Below are 16,449 nucleotides of genomic sequence, written 5' to 3'. Positions count from 1 at the left end.
GAACGAGTGCTTCCGCCGATGCCAACGTGGCGTATTGGGCTCAAGGCTTATTTAGGAGATTTTCCATGCTCGGAATCAATAGCAACATCAACTCGCTGGTTGCACAGCAAAACCTTAATGGCTCGCAAAGCGCCCTTTCGCAAGCCATCACCCGCCTGTCGTCGGGCAAGCGCATCAACAGCGCGGCTGACGATGCAGCAGGCCTGGCAATCTCGACGCGTATGCAAACGCAGATCAACGGCCTGAACCAGGGCGTGTCGAATGCGAATGACGGCGTGTCGATGATTCAAACCGCATCGAGCGCACTGTCCTCGCTGACCTCCAGCCTGCAACGTATCCGTCAGCTGGCGGTGCAAGCATCGACCGGTTCGCTGTCGTCGAGCGACCAGGCAGCGCTGCAGAAGGAAGTTTCGGCGCAGATCGCTGAAGTGAACCGTATCGCATCGCAAACGACATACAACGGCACGAACATTCTGGACGGCTCGGCAGGCAGCGTGTCGTTCCAGGTCGGCGCAAACGTCGGTCAGACGATCAGCCTGGACCTGAGCCAATCGATGTCGGCAGCGAAGATCGGTGGCGGTCTGGTGCAAACGGGTCAAACGGTTGGCACGATCGCGGTCAGCCTGGACGCAGCCGGCGCATACACCAGCACCGGCGCGACGATCACGTCGGTCAACGTTCTGTCGGACGGCAAGGGCGGCTACACCTTCACGGACCAGAACAACACTGCCATCACGGCGGGCGTTGCAAGCGCAATCTTCAGCGCAGGCACGGGCGCGGGCTCCGGCACGGCCATCACCAGCCTCGCCATCAGCACGGCAGCTCTGCCGACGACCGGCGCAGCTTCCGGTGCCGCCATCGCCGCAGTCAATCAGATCAACGCGATCAACGCGCCGCCGACGGTTTCGGGCCTCGACATCAGCACGGTCACGGGCGCGAACGAAGCGATGGTCTCGATCGACAACGCATTGCAGACGGTCAACACGCTGCAAGCCGCACTGGGCGCCGCGCAAAACCGCTTCACCGCAATCGCGACGTCGCAGCAAGCGGAGTCGACCGACCTGTCGTCGGCACAATCGCAAATCACGGACGCCAACTTCGCACAAGAAACGGCGAACCTGAGCAAGGCGCAAGTGCTGCAACAAGCTGGTATCTCGGTGTTGGCGCAAGCTAACTCGAACCCGCAGCAAGTTCTGAAGCTCCTGCAGTAAGAGCTGATGCGGTAACGGCGATGCGTCGCGCGTAAGCGGGGCGCATCGCCGGGTTTGAAACGACGGGAGGCATGCCTCCCGCTGTGCATTTCGATCACATAGTGATGTAGCATCGCGCACCACCTAATACAGATTTCCAGACGCCCGGAGCCTCTGCATGTCCTCGATCTCAACCTCGTCTTCTACAGCTAGCGCCAACGCCGCGCTGCAGTCGGCTGCTCAATCGATCATCAGCGGCTCGACGGGCAATTCGTCGATGGACGTGTCGACGCTCGTCACGGCACTCGTGAACGCGAAGGTCGCCGGGCAAACTTCGGCTCTGGCGGCACGACAAACCACCGACAGCACCACGCTGTCGGCGTACGGCGCCCTAAGCTCCGCGCTCAGCGCATTGCAGTCGGGCATCACGAATCTCGCCAACGGCAACACGCTGGCAACATTCGCGGCAACCGCGAGCGGCACCGGGTTGACCGCGACAGCCGGCGTCGGCGCCGTGGCCGGCAGTTATTCGATCGCCGTCACGCAGATCGCCAGCTCGCAAGCCTTGTCGTCGGCGGCCTTCGGCTCCACGACGCAACTGGGCACCGGCACGTTGTCGATTTCGATGAACGGCAAGTCGATGGATATCAACGTCGACAGCACCAACAACACACTCTCGGGCATCGCGTCGGCGATCAACGCGAGCAGCAGCAACCCCGGCGTCACAGCAACCATCGTCACCGGCACGGACGGTGCCCACCTCGTGCTGCGCGCGGCGAACACGGGGGCGGCCAATGTCATCAATGTTTCGACCAGCAACATCACGAGCGACACCGGCCTGTCGAGCCTCGGCGTGACGTCGACGGCAAGCACCACGGGCGGCCAGTCGACAATAACGTCGGCTAATTCGAGCAGCGCGTGGACGCAGAGCGGCTACGCGCAAGACGCGGAGTACACGATCGGCGGAATCGCGGGCAGCAGCGCGAGCAACGCGGTGACGGGCGCCATTTCAGGCGTGACGATCAACCTGACGGCGGCGGCGGTCGGCACGCCCGCAGGCACCCCGCAGACGCTGACCATCGCGCAGGACACCACCGCACAGAACACCGCGATCAACAATTTCGTGAGCCTGTACAACACCGTCGTCACGACGATGTCCACGCTCACTTCGTTCAGCGCCGGCTCGACGTCGCAAGGCCCGCTGCTGGGCGACTCCACGCTGCAGACCATCAAGAACACGCTGGCCAACATCATCGGCGGCGCGGTCGGCTCGGGCAGCACCGGCACCACGCTGGCGGCGATCGGCATCACGCTGAAGGACGATCCGGCCGACGGCACGATGGTGGTCGACAACAACGCGCTGAACACGGCGCTGACCAGCAGCCCGGCCACGGTCGCATCGCTCTTCAACTCGACCAACGGCATCGCCGAGCAGTTGAACGCCAGCATCACCACCTTCACGCAGACCGGCGGCATCATTGATACGCGCAACAGCGCGCTGAACGCCGACCTGAAGAGCATCACCACGCAACAAACCGCGCTCGCCGACTACACGACACAATTGACGAACCAGTATCAGGCGCAGTTCACCGCCCTGAACACGTTGATGGCGACCATGAACAACAATTCGCAATACCTGACCGCGCTGTTCGGCGGCACCAACAGCGCAGGCGCGCTGGCCACGAACAAGGGCTAAGCCATGACCGCGCACAACCTGAACCAGATGGAATTGGTCGAACGTGTGCTTTCGATCACGCGGCAAATCGAGCAGGCCGCCTCGCTGGCGGACTGGCCGGAAGCCGCCCGCCTGACCGAAACGCGTTCGCCGCTGCTGATGTCGCTCACCGCGGATCAGGAACCGGCGGCGCTAGACATGATCCGCCAGATCCAGACGATCGACGCGGCGCTCCTCGCGGACGCGGCAGTCACCCAGAACGAACTGCATTTCGAGTTCGAAGCGGCGATCGGACGCACCAAGGCCGCCGGCGAATATCAGCGGATGGCCCGCCTGTAAAAAACCCGGAGCGGAGCCGCGCAAGGCGGCATCCGTTCCCGGAAAGCCGGTTCAGCCGGCCGACCCAATAATAAGAACTACGTGCCGAAGTGAGGCGCGCTCGTTCCCTCGGCCCGCCTCGTGCGGGCTTTTTTCTTGCCTTTCGGCTTTCCGGCCCCTTCCTCCATACGCTAAACAGGCGGCCTTTTTACCGTCATCTCCGCGCATCGGAAAGACCGGCCTCGTCGCACAATTTCCTCCATAGAACATTTTGCGCCGAGACCATGACTCTCCTGTACGAGCAGCCGCCTGCTGAACCCCTGACGCCCGAACAACAACTCGAGCAGGACATTGCGCTTGTGTTGCAAACGGCGCTCGACCATCACCACAAGGGCGAATTCGAGGACGCCGAAGCGCTCTACCGGGCGATCCTCGATGCAAAGCCGCAGCACGCGGATGCCCTGTATGACCTAGGTGTGTTGCTCGGTCAAACCGGCCGCCCAGAAAACGCCGTGCCTGTGTTCGAGTTAGCGCTGGGCCAACAGCCGCATAACGGCCAGTATTGGGCGGCATATGTCAGTGCGTTGATCGACGCCGGTGAAAGCGCCGCTGCGTGGCTTGCACTGGAAATGGGCCAGAAGCAGGGTCTGAAGGGTCCGGCGGTAGACGGCCTGATCGTACGAATGGCCAATCCCGGCAAGGTCATCGCGACGCAGCCTGTGGCAGTACAGAACTCGCAGGCCGGCGGCAGCGCCGCTGTCGAGACAGATACCGGCGCGGCAAATACAGCGGCCGAAACCGGTAAATCCACAATCGCGGCCGGACGGCGCGTGAGCCAACAGGAAACGACGCGATTCACGTCGCTGTACAACAAAGGCCAAATCGCCGACGCCGTCAAACTGGCGCGAACGTTCACCCAGCGGTTTCCCGCCGACGGTAACGCGTGGCGCTGGCTCGGCATTGCACTGCATCGTCTAGGCCGGTACGACGACGCGCTCATTCCCTTGCGCAAAGCTGCCGAACTGCTGCCGGAGGAACTGGAAAGCCGCACTGTACTCGCGGATACGCTGCGCCTGAAAGGCCTGCACAAGGATGCCGAAGAAGTCTGCCGCGCGATCATCGCGATCAATCCGGCGTACGCCGAAGCGCAACGAATCTACGGCATGTCGCTGGTTCACCAGGGACGCGTGGCCGAGGGTCTGGCAGCCGCGCGGCGCGCAATCGAACTGGCGCCGGACACGTCCGGCATGCACAACACGCTGGGCGTGCTGCTGCTCGATCTGGGCATGGTGAGCGAGGCTGAAAAAAGCTTTCGCGTCGCGCTGGAGAAGGACCCGAAAGATGCGATCGCAGCGGACAATTATCTGTTTTCGCTCACTCACAATCCCGCAGTCAAGCAGGACACGCTGTTCGCCGAACACCTCAAATTCGCTCAACAGCACGAAGCGCCAGTGCGCGCGCAATGGCCGCGTCATGTGAACAAGCGCACGCCGAATCGCAAGCTGAAAATCGGCCTCGTTTCCGGCGACTTGTTCCGTCACGCGGTTGCCTCTTATCTGCTGCCGATCATGGAGCGCCTCGCGACCGATCCCGGTGTCTCACTGCATGTGTACAACAACCACATTGCGGTAGACGACTACACCCATCTGCTGCGCAAATGCGCCCATGAGTGGCACCAGGTCACCGGCATGCCGGACGCGCAGTTGGCGAACCGGATTCGCGAAGACAGAATCGACATTCTGTTCGACCTGTCCGGCCATACGGGCCGCAACCGCCTTCTCACGTTCGCGCGCAGGCCCGCGCCGATCCAGGTCAGCTGGCTCGGCTACCCTGCCACGACCGGGCTAAGTGCGATGGACTATTACCTCGTGGACCGGTTCGGCGTGCCGTTCGGCCCGGCGGAGCAAATGTTCTCCGAAAAGATCGTGCATTTGCCGGCGAATGCGCCCTTCCTGCCGGAAGAAAGCGCGCCGCCGGTCAATATTCTGCCGGCCATGCACAACGGCTATGTGACATTCGGCAGCTTCAACCGCCTCAACAAATTGCGCCCCGATGTGATCGCTCTCTGGGCGCAATTGCTGCACGCACAACCGTCGTCGCGAATGTTGCTGGGCGCGATTGCAACCGACGAGGATGAGCAGCTTCTGATTGACTGGTTTGCCGACGCAGGCATCTCGCGCGAGCGCCTGCTGTTCCGCCGCCGTTCGAGCATTCCGGTCTACCTGCAACAGCATTTTCACGTCGACATCTGCCTCGACACGTTCCCGTACACGGGCTCGACCACTGTGCTGAACTCATTGTGGATGGGCGTGCCGACCTTGACGATTGCAGGCGACACGTTGCCCAGCCGCGCCGGCACCACCTGGATGTCGCATGTCGGGCTGGAACAGTTTCTCGCCACGGACAAGGCGGATTTCGTCACCAAGGGCGTCGCGTTGTCCTCCGATATCGCCACGCTCGCCGCGCTGCGTACGGGCTTGCGCGAGCGCTGCATGGCGTCGGCGGCATTCCGGCCTGAAGTGGTCGCTGCCGGTTTGTCGCGCGCGTTGAGAATCATGTGGCAACGCTGGTGTGACGATCAGCCGCCCGTCGCATTCGAAGTCACGGCGGAAGAAGCCGTTGCCGCCACGGTCGACACCGCCGCTCCGTCCAGATCAGAGGAAAACAAATGAATGCAGCCTTACCACTTGGGGCCGTCGCGCCGCAGATCGACGAGCGCATTTACGTTACCCAGCCGCATCTCCCGCCGCTCGAAGACTTCATTCCCTATCTTCAACAGATCTGGGACAGCAAGATCCTGACCAATGCCGGCCCGTTTCACCAGCAGTTCGAAGCGGCGCTGTGCAAGTATCTCGGCGTCAAGCATCTTGCGCTGTTCACCAACGGCACGCTGGCGCTGCTCACCGCGCTGCAGGCGTTGCGCGTGACCGGCGAAGTGATCACCACGCCCTATTCGTTCGTTGCCACCGCGCACTCGCTGGTCTGGAACGGTATCAAGCCGGTATTCGTCGACGTCGATCCGCACACGCTGAATCTCGACCCTGCGAAGATCGAGGCAGCGATCACGCCGCAGACCACCGCGATCATGCCGGTGCATTGCTACGGCAAGCCGTGCGACGTCGACGCGATTCAGAAGATCGCCGACAACTACAATCTGAAGGTGATCTACGACGCGGCCCATGCTTTCGGCGTGCAGACCGAAACCGGCAGCGTGCTCGAGCACGGCGACCTCGCCGTTCTGAGCTTCCACGCGACCAAGGTCTTCAACACGTTCGAAGGCGGCGCGATCATCTGTCAGGACGCCAAGACAAAGCAGCGCATCGACCATCTGAAGAACTTCGGTTTCGTGGATGAAGTGACCGTGGTGGCGTCAGGCATCAACGGCAAGATGAGCGAGATCAACGCGGCATTCGGCTTGCTGCAATTGCAGCACATTGATGAAGCGCTGGCACGGCGCGCGCGGATCGATGCGCTCTACCGCGAACGGTTGCGCGACGTGCCCGGTATCAGCTGCGTGCCGAAAGGGGGCGAGAAAGTGGCGAACCACTCGTATTTTCCGATTCTCGTCGGCCCGGAGTACCCAATCAGCCGCGACGTGCTGTATCAGAAGTTCCGCGACGCGAACATTTACGCGCGCCGCTATTTCTATCCGCTGATCTCGGACTTTCCGATTTATCGCGGCCTGCCTTCCGCACGCCCGGAAAACCTGCCGGTCGCGCACGCCGCTTCACAGAAGATACTGTGTCTGCCGATCTTCCCGGCACTGACGGACGACATGCTCGACCGCATCGTCGGGATCATCGCGGGTAGCTGAACGTCATGAAGCTCGCGATCATGCAGCCCTACCTGTTTCCGTACATCGGATATTTCCAGCTGGCGGCGGCAGTCGACAAGTTCGTCTTTTACGACGACGTGAACTTCATCAAGAATGGCTGGATCAACCGCAACCGGATGTTGCTGGGCGACCAGGTGCGTTATCTCACCGTGCCGCTCCGCGGTGCGAGTCCTTCGTTAAAGATCAACGAGGTACTGGTCGAACCGCGCGAGCGCTGGCTGCGCAAGCTGCTGGAATCGATTCGGCATGCGTATGCCAAAGCGCCTCACTACGCGCAGGTCAGCGCGTTGGTCGGGCGGATTCTGGCAGAGCCTCTCGCACCTGTTTCGCAGCTCGCGTCGCACACTGTCATGGAAATTTGCAAGTACCTCGAGATCGATACAGAATTCGTCCCGTCTTCGACGAAGTACGGCAATGCGCAACTCAAAGGTGCCGAGCGGGTCATCGATATCTGCGCGAGAGAGCACGCGAGCACCTATGTGAATCTGCCGGGTGGCCGCGCACTTTACGATAGTGCGGCATTCTTGACGCGCGGCGTGGAGCTCGCCTTCGTTGAACCGAACCTGTGTCCCTATACGCAGTTTGACGATACTTTTCACCCCGCCTTATCGATTCTCGACGTCCTGATGTTCAACAGCAAAAACAGCGTCAGAGATATGCTGTGCGTCGAGGTGAACGCATGATCCCGCGCGAGCCGCGCGCAATCGGCGGATATTTCGAACTGGAACTTCCACGAGCAGGAGCGACGCTTCACGACGACGCGTTGCGTTTCCAGTCGTCGCGCGCGGCGTTTCTTGCGCTGCTTCGGGCAGTGCGGCCGACTGCCGTCTGGATGCCCTGGTACATTTGCGACGCGATGATCGAGCCACTGCGCATGACCGGCACGCCGTTCAAACGCTATCGGCTCGACGCCGAATTGCGCGTGCAGCCTGTCGATATCGCACAAGGTGAGTGGCTAGTTTACGTCAACTATTTCGGCTTGTGCGCTCAACAGGTCGACGATGTGCTCAGCCGGTTCCCACGCGAACGCGTCGTGATCGACAATGCGCAGGCGTTGTTCGCGCGGTCCGCGGATTGCCTCGCCACGCTGTACTCGCCGCGCAAATTCCTTGGCGTGCCGGATGGCGGATACCTCGTTACACGGCAGCCGATCGCAATGCCGGAAGCTGTCGACGATGCCTCGTTGCTGCGCAGCGGCTATCTGCTGACAAGGCTCGCGAAAGATGCGGAAGCAGGTTACTCCGACTACGCCGCGGCCGAAGAAAGCCTCAAGCACCAGGAACCGTTGCGCATGTCGGCACTGACGCAACGGCTGCTCGCCGGCGTCGACTACGAAAGCGTCCGCGCACGGCGAGCAGAAAATTTCGCCTATCTGCACGATAAATTGCAGCGCTATAACCGCTTCACGTTTCGTTACGACGAAGATGCGGCGCCGCTCTGCTACCCGTTTTTCGGCGCGCCGCCCGGCATGCGCGAGGTTCTTCGAGCGCAACGCATCTATACGCCCACTTACTGGCCGGATATCGCAACCGCTGCAGGCGCACCGGACTTCGAGCGCAGGCTTCCCGAATCGACCTTGTGCCTTCCTTGCGATCAGCGGCTGACGCACAGCGATCTGGCGCCGATGGTGCAACACCTACTGGACCGACTCGCATGAGCGACAACACGATATTCCTGCGCGAGATCGAACGAGGCGACCTGTCGACCATCAACACATGGCGCGCCGACAAGACGCTGGTCAGTCATTTGGGCGGCGCCTTCCGATACGTGGGCACCGAGATCGACAGTAAATGGTTCGATAGCTATCTCGGCTCCCGGACGAACAACGTGCGTCTCGCCGTGTGCCTCGCGTCTACACAGGAAGTTGTCGGCGTGACGTATCTGCTAGGAATCGACTGGGTGAGCCGCTGCGCGGAGTTCTCGATTCAGATCGGCGCCGAGACGGCTCGCGGCCGGGGCATTGGCGAGGCCGCCACGCGCCAGACGCTCGAGCACGCATTTGGCGACCTCAACCTCCACCGTATTTCGCTGACCGTGCTCGCGTCAAATGCGCGCGCCATCGCGCTCTACGAGAAAGTGGGCTTTCGCGCCGAAGGTCTTTTACGCCAGGCCGTCTTCAAAGGCGACCGCTATCTCGACGTCATGCCGATGGCCATTCTGGCCGCCGATCGACACTGAGCCTTTTGCTTTTGCCGTTACCTCGCTCCATTCATGAACACGATTGACGCTCGACACCACACCGAACTCGCCACGGCGGGATGGACGGTGCTCCCCGGACTGATTCACACCGAATTGCTCGATTCGCTGGTGAAGGCGCTCGGTCCTTCGCTCGCGTTGCGCGACCAGATCAGGCGACGCAACGGCGTGCTGGAAAACAGCGCCGGCACTTTGCATCATCTGCTGATGGATGACCCGAGCTACGTCGAATTGCTGGCGCAATTCTCAGCGCTCGAGCCGCTTTTCAAAGAATACTTCGAAGGCAACTTCGTTCTGAATTCGTACGGCGGCGTGATCAACGAGCGCGACTCGCGCTCTTACGTGCAGAACGTGCACCGCGATATCCGTTTCGGCTCCGACTCGCGGCGCTTCATGGTGAACGCATTGGTGATGCTCGACGATTTCACGCTGGCCAATGGCGCGACGCATATTCTTTCGCACTCGCAGAATCTCCAGCAGCAGCCCACCGACGAGCATTTCTACGCGCAGGCTGCGCGGGCGACCGGAAAGCGCGGTTCGGTTCTGCTGTTCGATTCCCGCATGTGGCACGCCACCGGCCGCAATACCACCGATGCGCCGCGCCGTGCGCTGACACTGACGTTCACCAGCCCCTTCTTCAAGCCGCAGCTCGACTACGCGCGGCTATTCGGATACCGCAATCTCGACCGCTGCAACGCATGGATGCGCCAGGTGCTCGGCTTCAACGCCCGGGTGCCGGAGTCGCTCGACGAGTTTTATGTGCCGGTTGAGCAGCGGTTCTATCAACGTGGACAGGATTGACGACCATGAACAGAGACTACGACGCGGAAGCGAAAGATCATCCCGAACATCGCTACGCTTACGACTTCGATTATCTGATGCACGAATACATGCTTCGGACATTCGTACCGTTCGTCGTCGGCGGCAACGCGCTCGAACTCGGATGCTTCGAAGGTAACTTCACGCGACTCCTGGCACAGCGCTTCGATTCACTGGAAGTCGTCGAGGCATCGGCAGACTGCATTGCCGTTGCGTCGGACAGGACGAAAGGCGCTGTCAAATTCCATCACTCGACGTTCGAGACTTTCGAACCGGCGCAACGCTACGACAACATCTTCCTGATTCATACGCTCGAACACCTCGATCATCCGGTCGAAGTCCTGAGCCGGATCGGCAACTGGCTATCGAAAGGCGGCCGCCTGTTCGTGGCCGCGCCAAATGCGCGCGCCGGATCGCGGCAGATCGCAGTCAACATGGGGCTGATCGACCATCACGCGGCCGTGACGGCGGCTGAAGCCGCACACGGTCATCGCGTGACGTATTCAATCGACACGCTGCGAGCCGATCTGCGTGCGGCAAAGCTTCGCCCGGTCACCGAAGGCGGGGTCTTTTTCAAGGGCCTCGCCAACTTCCAGATCGATGCGGCATTGCAGGCCGGCATCATATCCAGAGAGTATCTGGATGGCTGTTTTGAGCTCGGGCGTGTCTATCCCGACTTGTGCTCGAGCGTATATGCGATCTGCGAGCGCGGCACGGGCGGCTGATCGATTTCGGTTCAGCTGCGAAGATCAGCCCACGGATGTCCCTTCGCATCCTCACTGCCGTTGTTCCGCGCGCCAGCGCGCCTGGTGTCCTTGTTAGCCGCAATGCCGCGCGAACCCGCCTCTTGCTCGCCTGGAAGTAAGCGCCTCACACCTCGCATGCCGCGACGTTACTTAAACGTCGCATTAACCGACAACTGCACCGCGTTACCCTTCGGCCGATTGCTGGTGTTGAATTCGTTGACCCAGCGCAGCGCAGCCGAAATGGGGGTTTTCTGCACCTTGCCCGACCACGTGATCATCGGCCCGAGCCCCACGGAATGACCCTGGTCGCCACCGACAATATCCGCAATGCCGCCGCTGTCATGGCCAATCTGCTGGATATAGCCGCCCACGACGCCGACGCCCCAGCCGCTGCTGAACCGCTTGAGCACGAGCAGATCGAGCACGCTGACCGGTGCGTTGTGATAGTGGGTGTCCTTATTGGGCGTATAGAACTCGAGGCCGTAATTCAACGACAGTTCGATGTTCTCCTTCGGCAGCAATTTCGTATAGGCGATTGTCGGCGTGAAGGTCCACGTGTTCTGTCCGGCATTGGCAAGCCGATTCGAGTTGTACGCACCGGTCGGCGCGTAGATCTGCACGCTCAACGCGACGTGGTCGGTCTTGGTCAGGTGATAGCCGGCAATGACTGGCGTAAAGAAGAAATCGGCGAACTGGGTGCCGTGGTCGTTCGGCAAGCGACCATGAAACGACGAGATGTTGGTGTACTGAACCGGCACCCCGAACGACGACGCGAAGTTCCAGCCGCCCATGGTAATCCCCCACGTCTTGACTGCGGCGAGGATCGTGTATTCGGCCTTCGCATTGACGCCTTGCGTGACCTGTCCGGCAATCGGAATCGACTTGCTCGCGCTTAGCGAGCCTTCGTAATAGATCGTGGCGGCCGACACGATCCAGTCGCTGGTGGGCGGCACGATGCCACCGTACGGCGTCACCTGCTGGCCGGTGATCGGACGGCCTATGCCGCCTTCCGTCGCCCACGCACTCTGGGAGAGGCTCACACCGACGGTGGTCAGAAGCGCGCCTTTGCACAATCCGGCAACGAGCCGCCCGGCTGCGAACAAACAGTTAGGTTGACTCATAATCGTCCTCATCGAATGGATGTTCGGCATTCTCACTCTTCCGGCACCGCATCTGGGCAGCCTGCGTCCGCAAGCCACACTGCGCGCGTGTGCGCAGGCACCAGGCTTCGCGCGCAATTGGCGGTGTGACCGACGCCAGCACGGCCGTCGTCACCCACGTCGCCGCCTTCCTGTGCATATCGATGTCCGGGTCGTCCATGCGCGCCTCAGCGCTCTGCGGCGTGGGAACATCCAGTTGTGGTCGAGCACGGTGCCGAACACGTTCGGCGTGTAGTGGTTATGGATATTGAATGGGACGGCGAAATTGAGCGAGAGATTATCTTTATCGACGTCGGCGGCGGATGCCTGAGCCAAGACCCGCGACCACGCGAACGCAGCGGCGTTTAACGTCCTCATCCGAAACGCGCAACGGTAACCCATTATCGAGCCTTGTTTTATGGTTATTTCTTCTAGGCGTGCACCCGCCTTTCCACGACGAAAAATCATTTCAAAGGAATGGCGTTCGGGTGGCCGATTCAAGCCCAATTGATTTCGCGCGTGTTTGCGAATTCGGGCAGCTACACGCGGCCGGACGCCACATCGCGCAAATGAAGCGCGTTATATCACTCGAACAGTCTGGAAAGGTGGCGCAGCTGAGTACGGGGCTTGCATGAACGGTCCTTGAAACGAGAGACGCCGCATCAAACGAAGCATGCGGAAAGGGGAAGATTCACCACGCTGGCATCGTTAGGAATACTAGCAACGATTTCTGCAATCACGGAGATAATTTTGTAACACGGCAGAAGCCAGATCAGTCGCGACCGGCTTGCCCGCTTATTCAATCGGCATTGTGTTTTGCCGAGGCAAGCTCAAGCCTCAATGTCGAAAAAATCCCACAACGGCTGCAATAAACCCTTTGGCCCATTAGACTGGCGCTCGCTTGAGTTCGACCCACCGTTTTCGATGAGGCTTTCATGATTCGCACGCTGCACCGCTACTGCATCGCCTTCGCCGTTGTCCTTCTTTCTGCCTGTTCCGTGACGCCGCGACAGGACGGGGTGTCGCAGGCCGGCGCATCGGCGGCCGCCGCGTTGGCGTCATGGAACGACACGAAGACCAAACGCTCGATTGTCGACTTCGTGACGCTCGTGACTACGCCCGAGTCCAAGGACTTCATCCCGCGTGCCGACCGGATCGCCGTATTCGATAACGACGGCACACTGTGGCCCGAGCAGCCCGCATCGGTGCAACTGGTGTTCGCGCTGCAACGTGTGAAGACGGTGGCCGGACGGCATCCGGAATGGAAGCGTCAGGAGCCGTTCCGCTCGATCCTCAAAGGCAATCTCAGGAATGTGGCGGCAACCGGCGACAGCGGCTCGATGCGGGTGTTGGCGGCGGCCCACGCCGGCATGACGGGCGATCAGTTCGCCGCACTCGTGCACGAATGGTTCGATTCCGCGGCTGACCCGCACTTCAACCGGCCCTACGCCGATCTCGCCTATCAGCCCATGCTCGAGTTGCTCGCCTATCTGCGCGCGAACGGCTTCAAGACCTATCTGGTGACGGGCGGCGACGCCGAGTTCGCCCGCGACGTCGCCCAACGCATGTACGGCATTCCGCCCGAGCAGGTGATCGGCAGCACCGTTAAGTATCGGTATGGCCAGAGCAACGGTGCGGTCTCGCTGACGCGCCTCGCACAAGTCGACACGCTGGTCGACGGCTCGGCCAAACCGCTCGCCATCGAGCGCGTGATCGGCAGACGTCCGGTGATCGCGTTCGGTAACGCGGATGGCGACGTGCCAATGCTCGAATGGACCTCGGCAGGCGCTGGCCCGCGCCTCGCCGCGCTCGTGCATCACACGGACGCGGAACGCGAACACGCATACGACCGCACGGCGAAGAGCGGCAAACTCGACAAAGGTCTGGACGAGGCCGGCGCGAAAGGCTGGCTTGTCGTCGATATGAAAGATGACTGGAGAGTCGTGTTCAAGCCGGACGGCGCGGCAGCGACCGCAGCGCCGACAACGGCCCGGCCGAACTGAACCTGAAACTCAGAAGGCCGTGGGCCAAGCGGCCTTCTGCGACTGATTCGAACGTCGCCGACGGCTCGTCTAGCGGCTCAGCGTGATCGCCAGATAAGTTGCATACAACACCCCGCAAACCAGTAACGCCCACACCGGCACGCCGCGCTCACGCACATTGATCCGCAGCCACGCCGCGGCGGCCAGCGTGATCACGATGCCGGTCACCACTTCGATACGCGGCACCCACGGCGTCAGCAGGATACCGATTGCCGGCAGCAAGGTGCCCTGAAACACCATCGCACCGGTGATGTTGCCGAACGCCAGCGTGTCCTTGCCGCGGCGAATCCAGAGAATGCTGTTGACCTTCTCGGGCAGTTCGGTCGCGATCGGAATGATCAGCAGCGAGAGCAGCAGCGGCGACACGCCGAGCGCCTGCGAGACACCGCGCACACCATGGATGAAGCCTTCCGCGCCCCACACCAGCAACGCGACGGCGAGCGCCAGTTGCACCACGATGGTCGCGAGGTTGGTCGGCACGCCGAGGCGCGAGATCAACATCTTGCCCGGCGCTTCAGTGCCGTGACCGGCATCGACCAGGTCATTCGATGCACGGAAGGTCATCACCACGTAGGTGACGTACACGCCGACCAGTGCGACGCTGAAGAGCGCGCGTACGATCATTTGCTCATGCGGCACGTACATCGCCGCGGCGGCCAGCACGAACGCACACAGGAAATAGTTGAGGTCGCGCGTGAAACCCGTACGCTCCGGCGCGACCCAGCCGCGCGCGCCGCGTGAGCCGAGAATCGCGAGCGTCATGAGGAAGGTGGAGAGGGTGGAGAGCATCAGCGGCGCACCGAGAATCGCGCCGACGCCGATTTCCTGGTTGACCACGTTATCGGTCGTGCCGCCGGCGATCGCGAGCAGCGGTACGAGCGTCTCGGGCAACGCCGTGCCGACGGCGGCGAATAGTGAACCCGTCACGCCTTCGGAAATCTTGAGGCGTTCGCCCAGATGCTCGAGCGCATTGGTGAAGAGCTCGGCCGCCACCAGAATGACGACCAGCATGATGGCAAGTTCGAACAGGAGACCCGTCATGCGCGGCGCTCCGCGGACAGGCAGAAGTAGAGGCGCGGCGGACGGACGAGAGGGGAGACTTGCTGGATGCGACGATGTTTCACAGGGCAACTCTGCGGCCGGACGTAGATGACAAACCAATGACGCACCGCCGCCCGTCCGACCAGAACGAGGCAGTGCGTCAATGGTCTCGCCAAACCGACCCGGTCGAACGCGCCATGACCCGCAGGCCAAGTATGTTGACGCGCTCTCCTTCAAGGCATGAAGGAAGGCTACTCCCCAGTGACCGGGGGATTCTAACGGTAGGGGGCGCTTTCAACAACCTTGTTGCGGGCAAGGCGGTTGTTCGAGCCCGATCGGTTAGCCGCGCGGTTGCGAATCCAGCACGTCAGTTGAAGTGATATTGCACGCCGATTGTGAGGCTGTTATTCGTTCTTCGGGTGCCGTCGTGATTGCTGGTGTCGGTTGTCCATTCGCCCACCGCACTCACGTGCTTAGCGAATTTATATTCGACGCCTAAACCCCAATGAGGGCGGATGTTCGGCCAATCCGTTGTCAACCCAATACGGACATAGGGCATGAACTGATTGAACGGCATGCCGAATTTCGCATCGATTCCACCGTCTTTATAGGTTGTCGAGCCATGATGCAGATCGGCAAAAACTTCGGCGCCTGCGACGAAACGGTCGACGTCAAAGTTATATCCCGCCGTGAAACCAGGAAAAACCGTGGTGTGCGATGCTTTACTGTCAACGCCTGAGGCATCGGAGGTATTCACACCCAACTTGAAACCCACATAGGGACCGGCAAACTCGCTCGCACCTGTTTGAGGCGCCGCCGATTGCGCGTGGACGAGATTGGATAGCATCATGATCGATGCGGTTAAGATCAGCCGGGTTATTTTGTACATGACCTGCAATAAAACGATCGGCGCGCGGATTGATCGCCACACCTTTATTAATCAGTGAAGCGATGTCGAAATGCCGCTCCGGGGTATTCATGCGATGGAAATTGCATGAGCAAACCATGCTAATTAAGGGGATAGGGTGGGGCAATGCGAAATGTCCGCATGGAGACCTTCAAACGTCCGATTCTTAATTTCAATACAGACAAAGTGCATGTTTCTAGGATTATTCTGCGAAGCGCATGCGAGCGTACGCAGGGCGTCGAGGGACGATTACTTGCAGGAATGTGGGAGCTTAGGCGGCAGTCGTCTGAACACGACATGACCGTAAAAACAAAAGGGCTTAGCGCATATTGCGTAAGCCCTTGAGCGAGATCGACTCTTTTTTGGTGCGCCCGGCTGGGATCGAACCAGCAACCCCTGCCTTCGGAGGGCCTCGCGCAAGCGTATAGTTGCTGTTTCGACCCAGCAAAATCAAGGACTTACCTTACCCTGAGTTGCTGCATGTTACCGCGATTTACTGCAGCGTGTGCAGCAAAATTGCAGCATGCCGCGCGGAAAGTAG

The 16,449-nt window shown here is 60.8% G+C and carries 15 protein-coding genes and 1 riboswitch; of the genes, 11 read left to right on the top strand and 4 right to left on the bottom strand.

Annotated features, from left to right (window positions below; genetic code table 11):
* Positions 1–65 precede the first annotated feature (65 nt).
* The 10 genes from B0G82_RS06620 (at position 66) to B0G82_RS06575 (ending at position 10,758) form a co-directional block, all read left to right on the top strand.
* Positions 66–1,211: a flagellin gene (locus B0G82_RS06620; protein WP_116143632.1), complete on the top strand. Its 1,146-nt coding sequence runs from the start codon at positions 66–68 to the stop codon at positions 1,209–1,211.
* 157 nt (positions 1,212–1,368) lie between these two features.
* On the top strand, positions 1,369–2,886 hold the full coding sequence (fliD, locus tag B0G82_RS06615; RefSeq protein ID WP_121307000.1) for a flagellar filament capping protein FliD: 1,518 nt from the start codon (positions 1,369–1,371) through the stop codon (positions 2,884–2,886).
* A gap of 3 nt (positions 2,887–2,889) precedes the next feature.
* Positions 2,890–3,204, top strand: coding sequence for a flagellar protein FliT (gene fliT, locus B0G82_RS06610; RefSeq protein WP_116143628.1), 315 nt, complete (start codon positions 2,890–2,892; stop codon positions 3,202–3,204).
* A 263-nt stretch (positions 3,205–3,467) separates the two neighbouring features.
* On the top strand, positions 3,468–5,855 hold the full coding sequence (locus B0G82_RS06605) for a tetratricopeptide repeat protein (RefSeq protein ID WP_116143626.1): 2,388 nt from the start codon (positions 3,468–3,470) through the stop codon (positions 5,853–5,855).
* Entirely contained in the window at positions 5,852–6,997 is a 1,146-nt protein-coding gene (gene vioA / locus B0G82_RS06600) for a dTDP-4-amino-4,6-dideoxy-D-glucose aminotransferase VioA (protein WP_116143624.1), read from the top strand. Before B0G82_RS06605 ends, vioA begins: the two co-directional genes overlap by 4 nt.
* Positions 6,998–7,002: 5 nt before the next feature.
* Positions 7,003–7,701 (top strand): WbqC family protein, encoded by a 699-nt coding sequence (locus B0G82_RS06595; protein WP_116143622.1) that lies wholly within the window; start codon positions 7,003–7,005, stop codon positions 7,699–7,701.
* Positions 7,698–8,675, top strand: coding sequence for a hypothetical protein (locus B0G82_RS06590; protein WP_116143620.1), 978 nt, complete (start codon positions 7,698–7,700; stop codon positions 8,673–8,675). Before B0G82_RS06595 ends, B0G82_RS06590 begins: the two co-directional genes overlap by 4 nt.
* Positions 8,672–9,196: a GNAT family protein gene (locus B0G82_RS06585; RefSeq protein WP_121306999.1), complete on the top strand. Its 525-nt coding sequence runs from the start codon at positions 8,672–8,674 to the stop codon at positions 9,194–9,196. The genes B0G82_RS06590 and B0G82_RS06585 overlap by 4 nt, the downstream gene beginning before the upstream one ends.
* 33 nt (positions 9,197–9,229) lie before the next feature.
* The gene (locus tag B0G82_RS06580) at positions 9,230–10,015 is read left to right on the top strand and encodes a phytanoyl-CoA dioxygenase family protein (RefSeq protein WP_116118540.1); all 786 of its coding nucleotides are present in this window, start codon (positions 9,230–9,232) and stop codon (positions 10,013–10,015) included.
* 5 nt (positions 10,016–10,020) lie between these two features.
* Positions 10,021–10,758: a class I SAM-dependent methyltransferase gene (locus tag B0G82_RS06575; RefSeq protein ID WP_121306998.1), complete on the top strand. Its 738-nt coding sequence runs from the start codon at positions 10,021–10,023 to the stop codon at positions 10,756–10,758.
* 167 nt (positions 10,759–10,925) lie between these two features.
* On the opposite strand, the gene B0G82_RS06570 is transcribed toward B0G82_RS06575, so the two are convergent.
* Positions 10,926–11,900, bottom strand: coding sequence for a transporter (locus B0G82_RS06570; protein ID WP_241974503.1), 975 nt, complete (start codon positions 11,898–11,900; stop codon positions 10,926–10,928).
* A complete protein-coding gene (locus B0G82_RS40000; RefSeq protein ID WP_199730141.1) occupies positions 11,887–12,099 on the bottom strand; it encodes a hypothetical protein in 213 nt (70 codons plus the stop codon). Before B0G82_RS40000 ends, B0G82_RS06570 begins: the two co-directional genes overlap by 14 nt.
* 754 nt (positions 12,100–12,853) lie before the next feature.
* On the opposite strand from B0G82_RS40000, the gene B0G82_RS06565 reads away from it, so the two are divergent.
* A complete protein-coding gene (locus tag B0G82_RS06565) occupies positions 12,854–13,921 on the top strand; it encodes an HAD family hydrolase (RefSeq protein ID WP_121306996.1) in 1,068 nt (355 codons plus the stop codon).
* 69 nt (positions 13,922–13,990) lie between these two features.
* Here B0G82_RS06565 and B0G82_RS06560 read toward each other — a convergent pair whose 3' ends face one another.
* Positions 13,991–15,001 carry a sodium:calcium antiporter gene (locus B0G82_RS06560; protein ID WP_116143608.1) on the bottom strand — a complete coding sequence of 337 codons (1,011 nt, stop codon included), beginning with the start codon at positions 14,999–15,001 and terminating at the stop codon, positions 13,991–13,993.
* 96 nt (positions 15,002–15,097) lie between these two features.
* Positions 15,098–15,273, bottom strand: a riboswitch (yybP-ykoY riboswitch).
* 95 nt (positions 15,274–15,368) lie between these two features.
* Complete coding sequence (locus B0G82_RS06555; protein ID WP_121306995.1) at positions 15,369–15,890, bottom strand: outer membrane beta-barrel protein; 522 nt, start codon at positions 15,888–15,890, stop codon at positions 15,369–15,371.
* Between the last annotated feature and the right edge of the window lie 559 nt (positions 15,891–16,449).

Source organism: Paraburkholderia sp. BL17N1 (genome assembly GCF_003634175.1).
Classification (GTDB): Bacteria; Pseudomonadota; Gammaproteobacteria; order Burkholderiales; family Burkholderiaceae; genus Paraburkholderia.
This window is presented reverse-complemented; position numbering and strand designations above follow the sequence as displayed.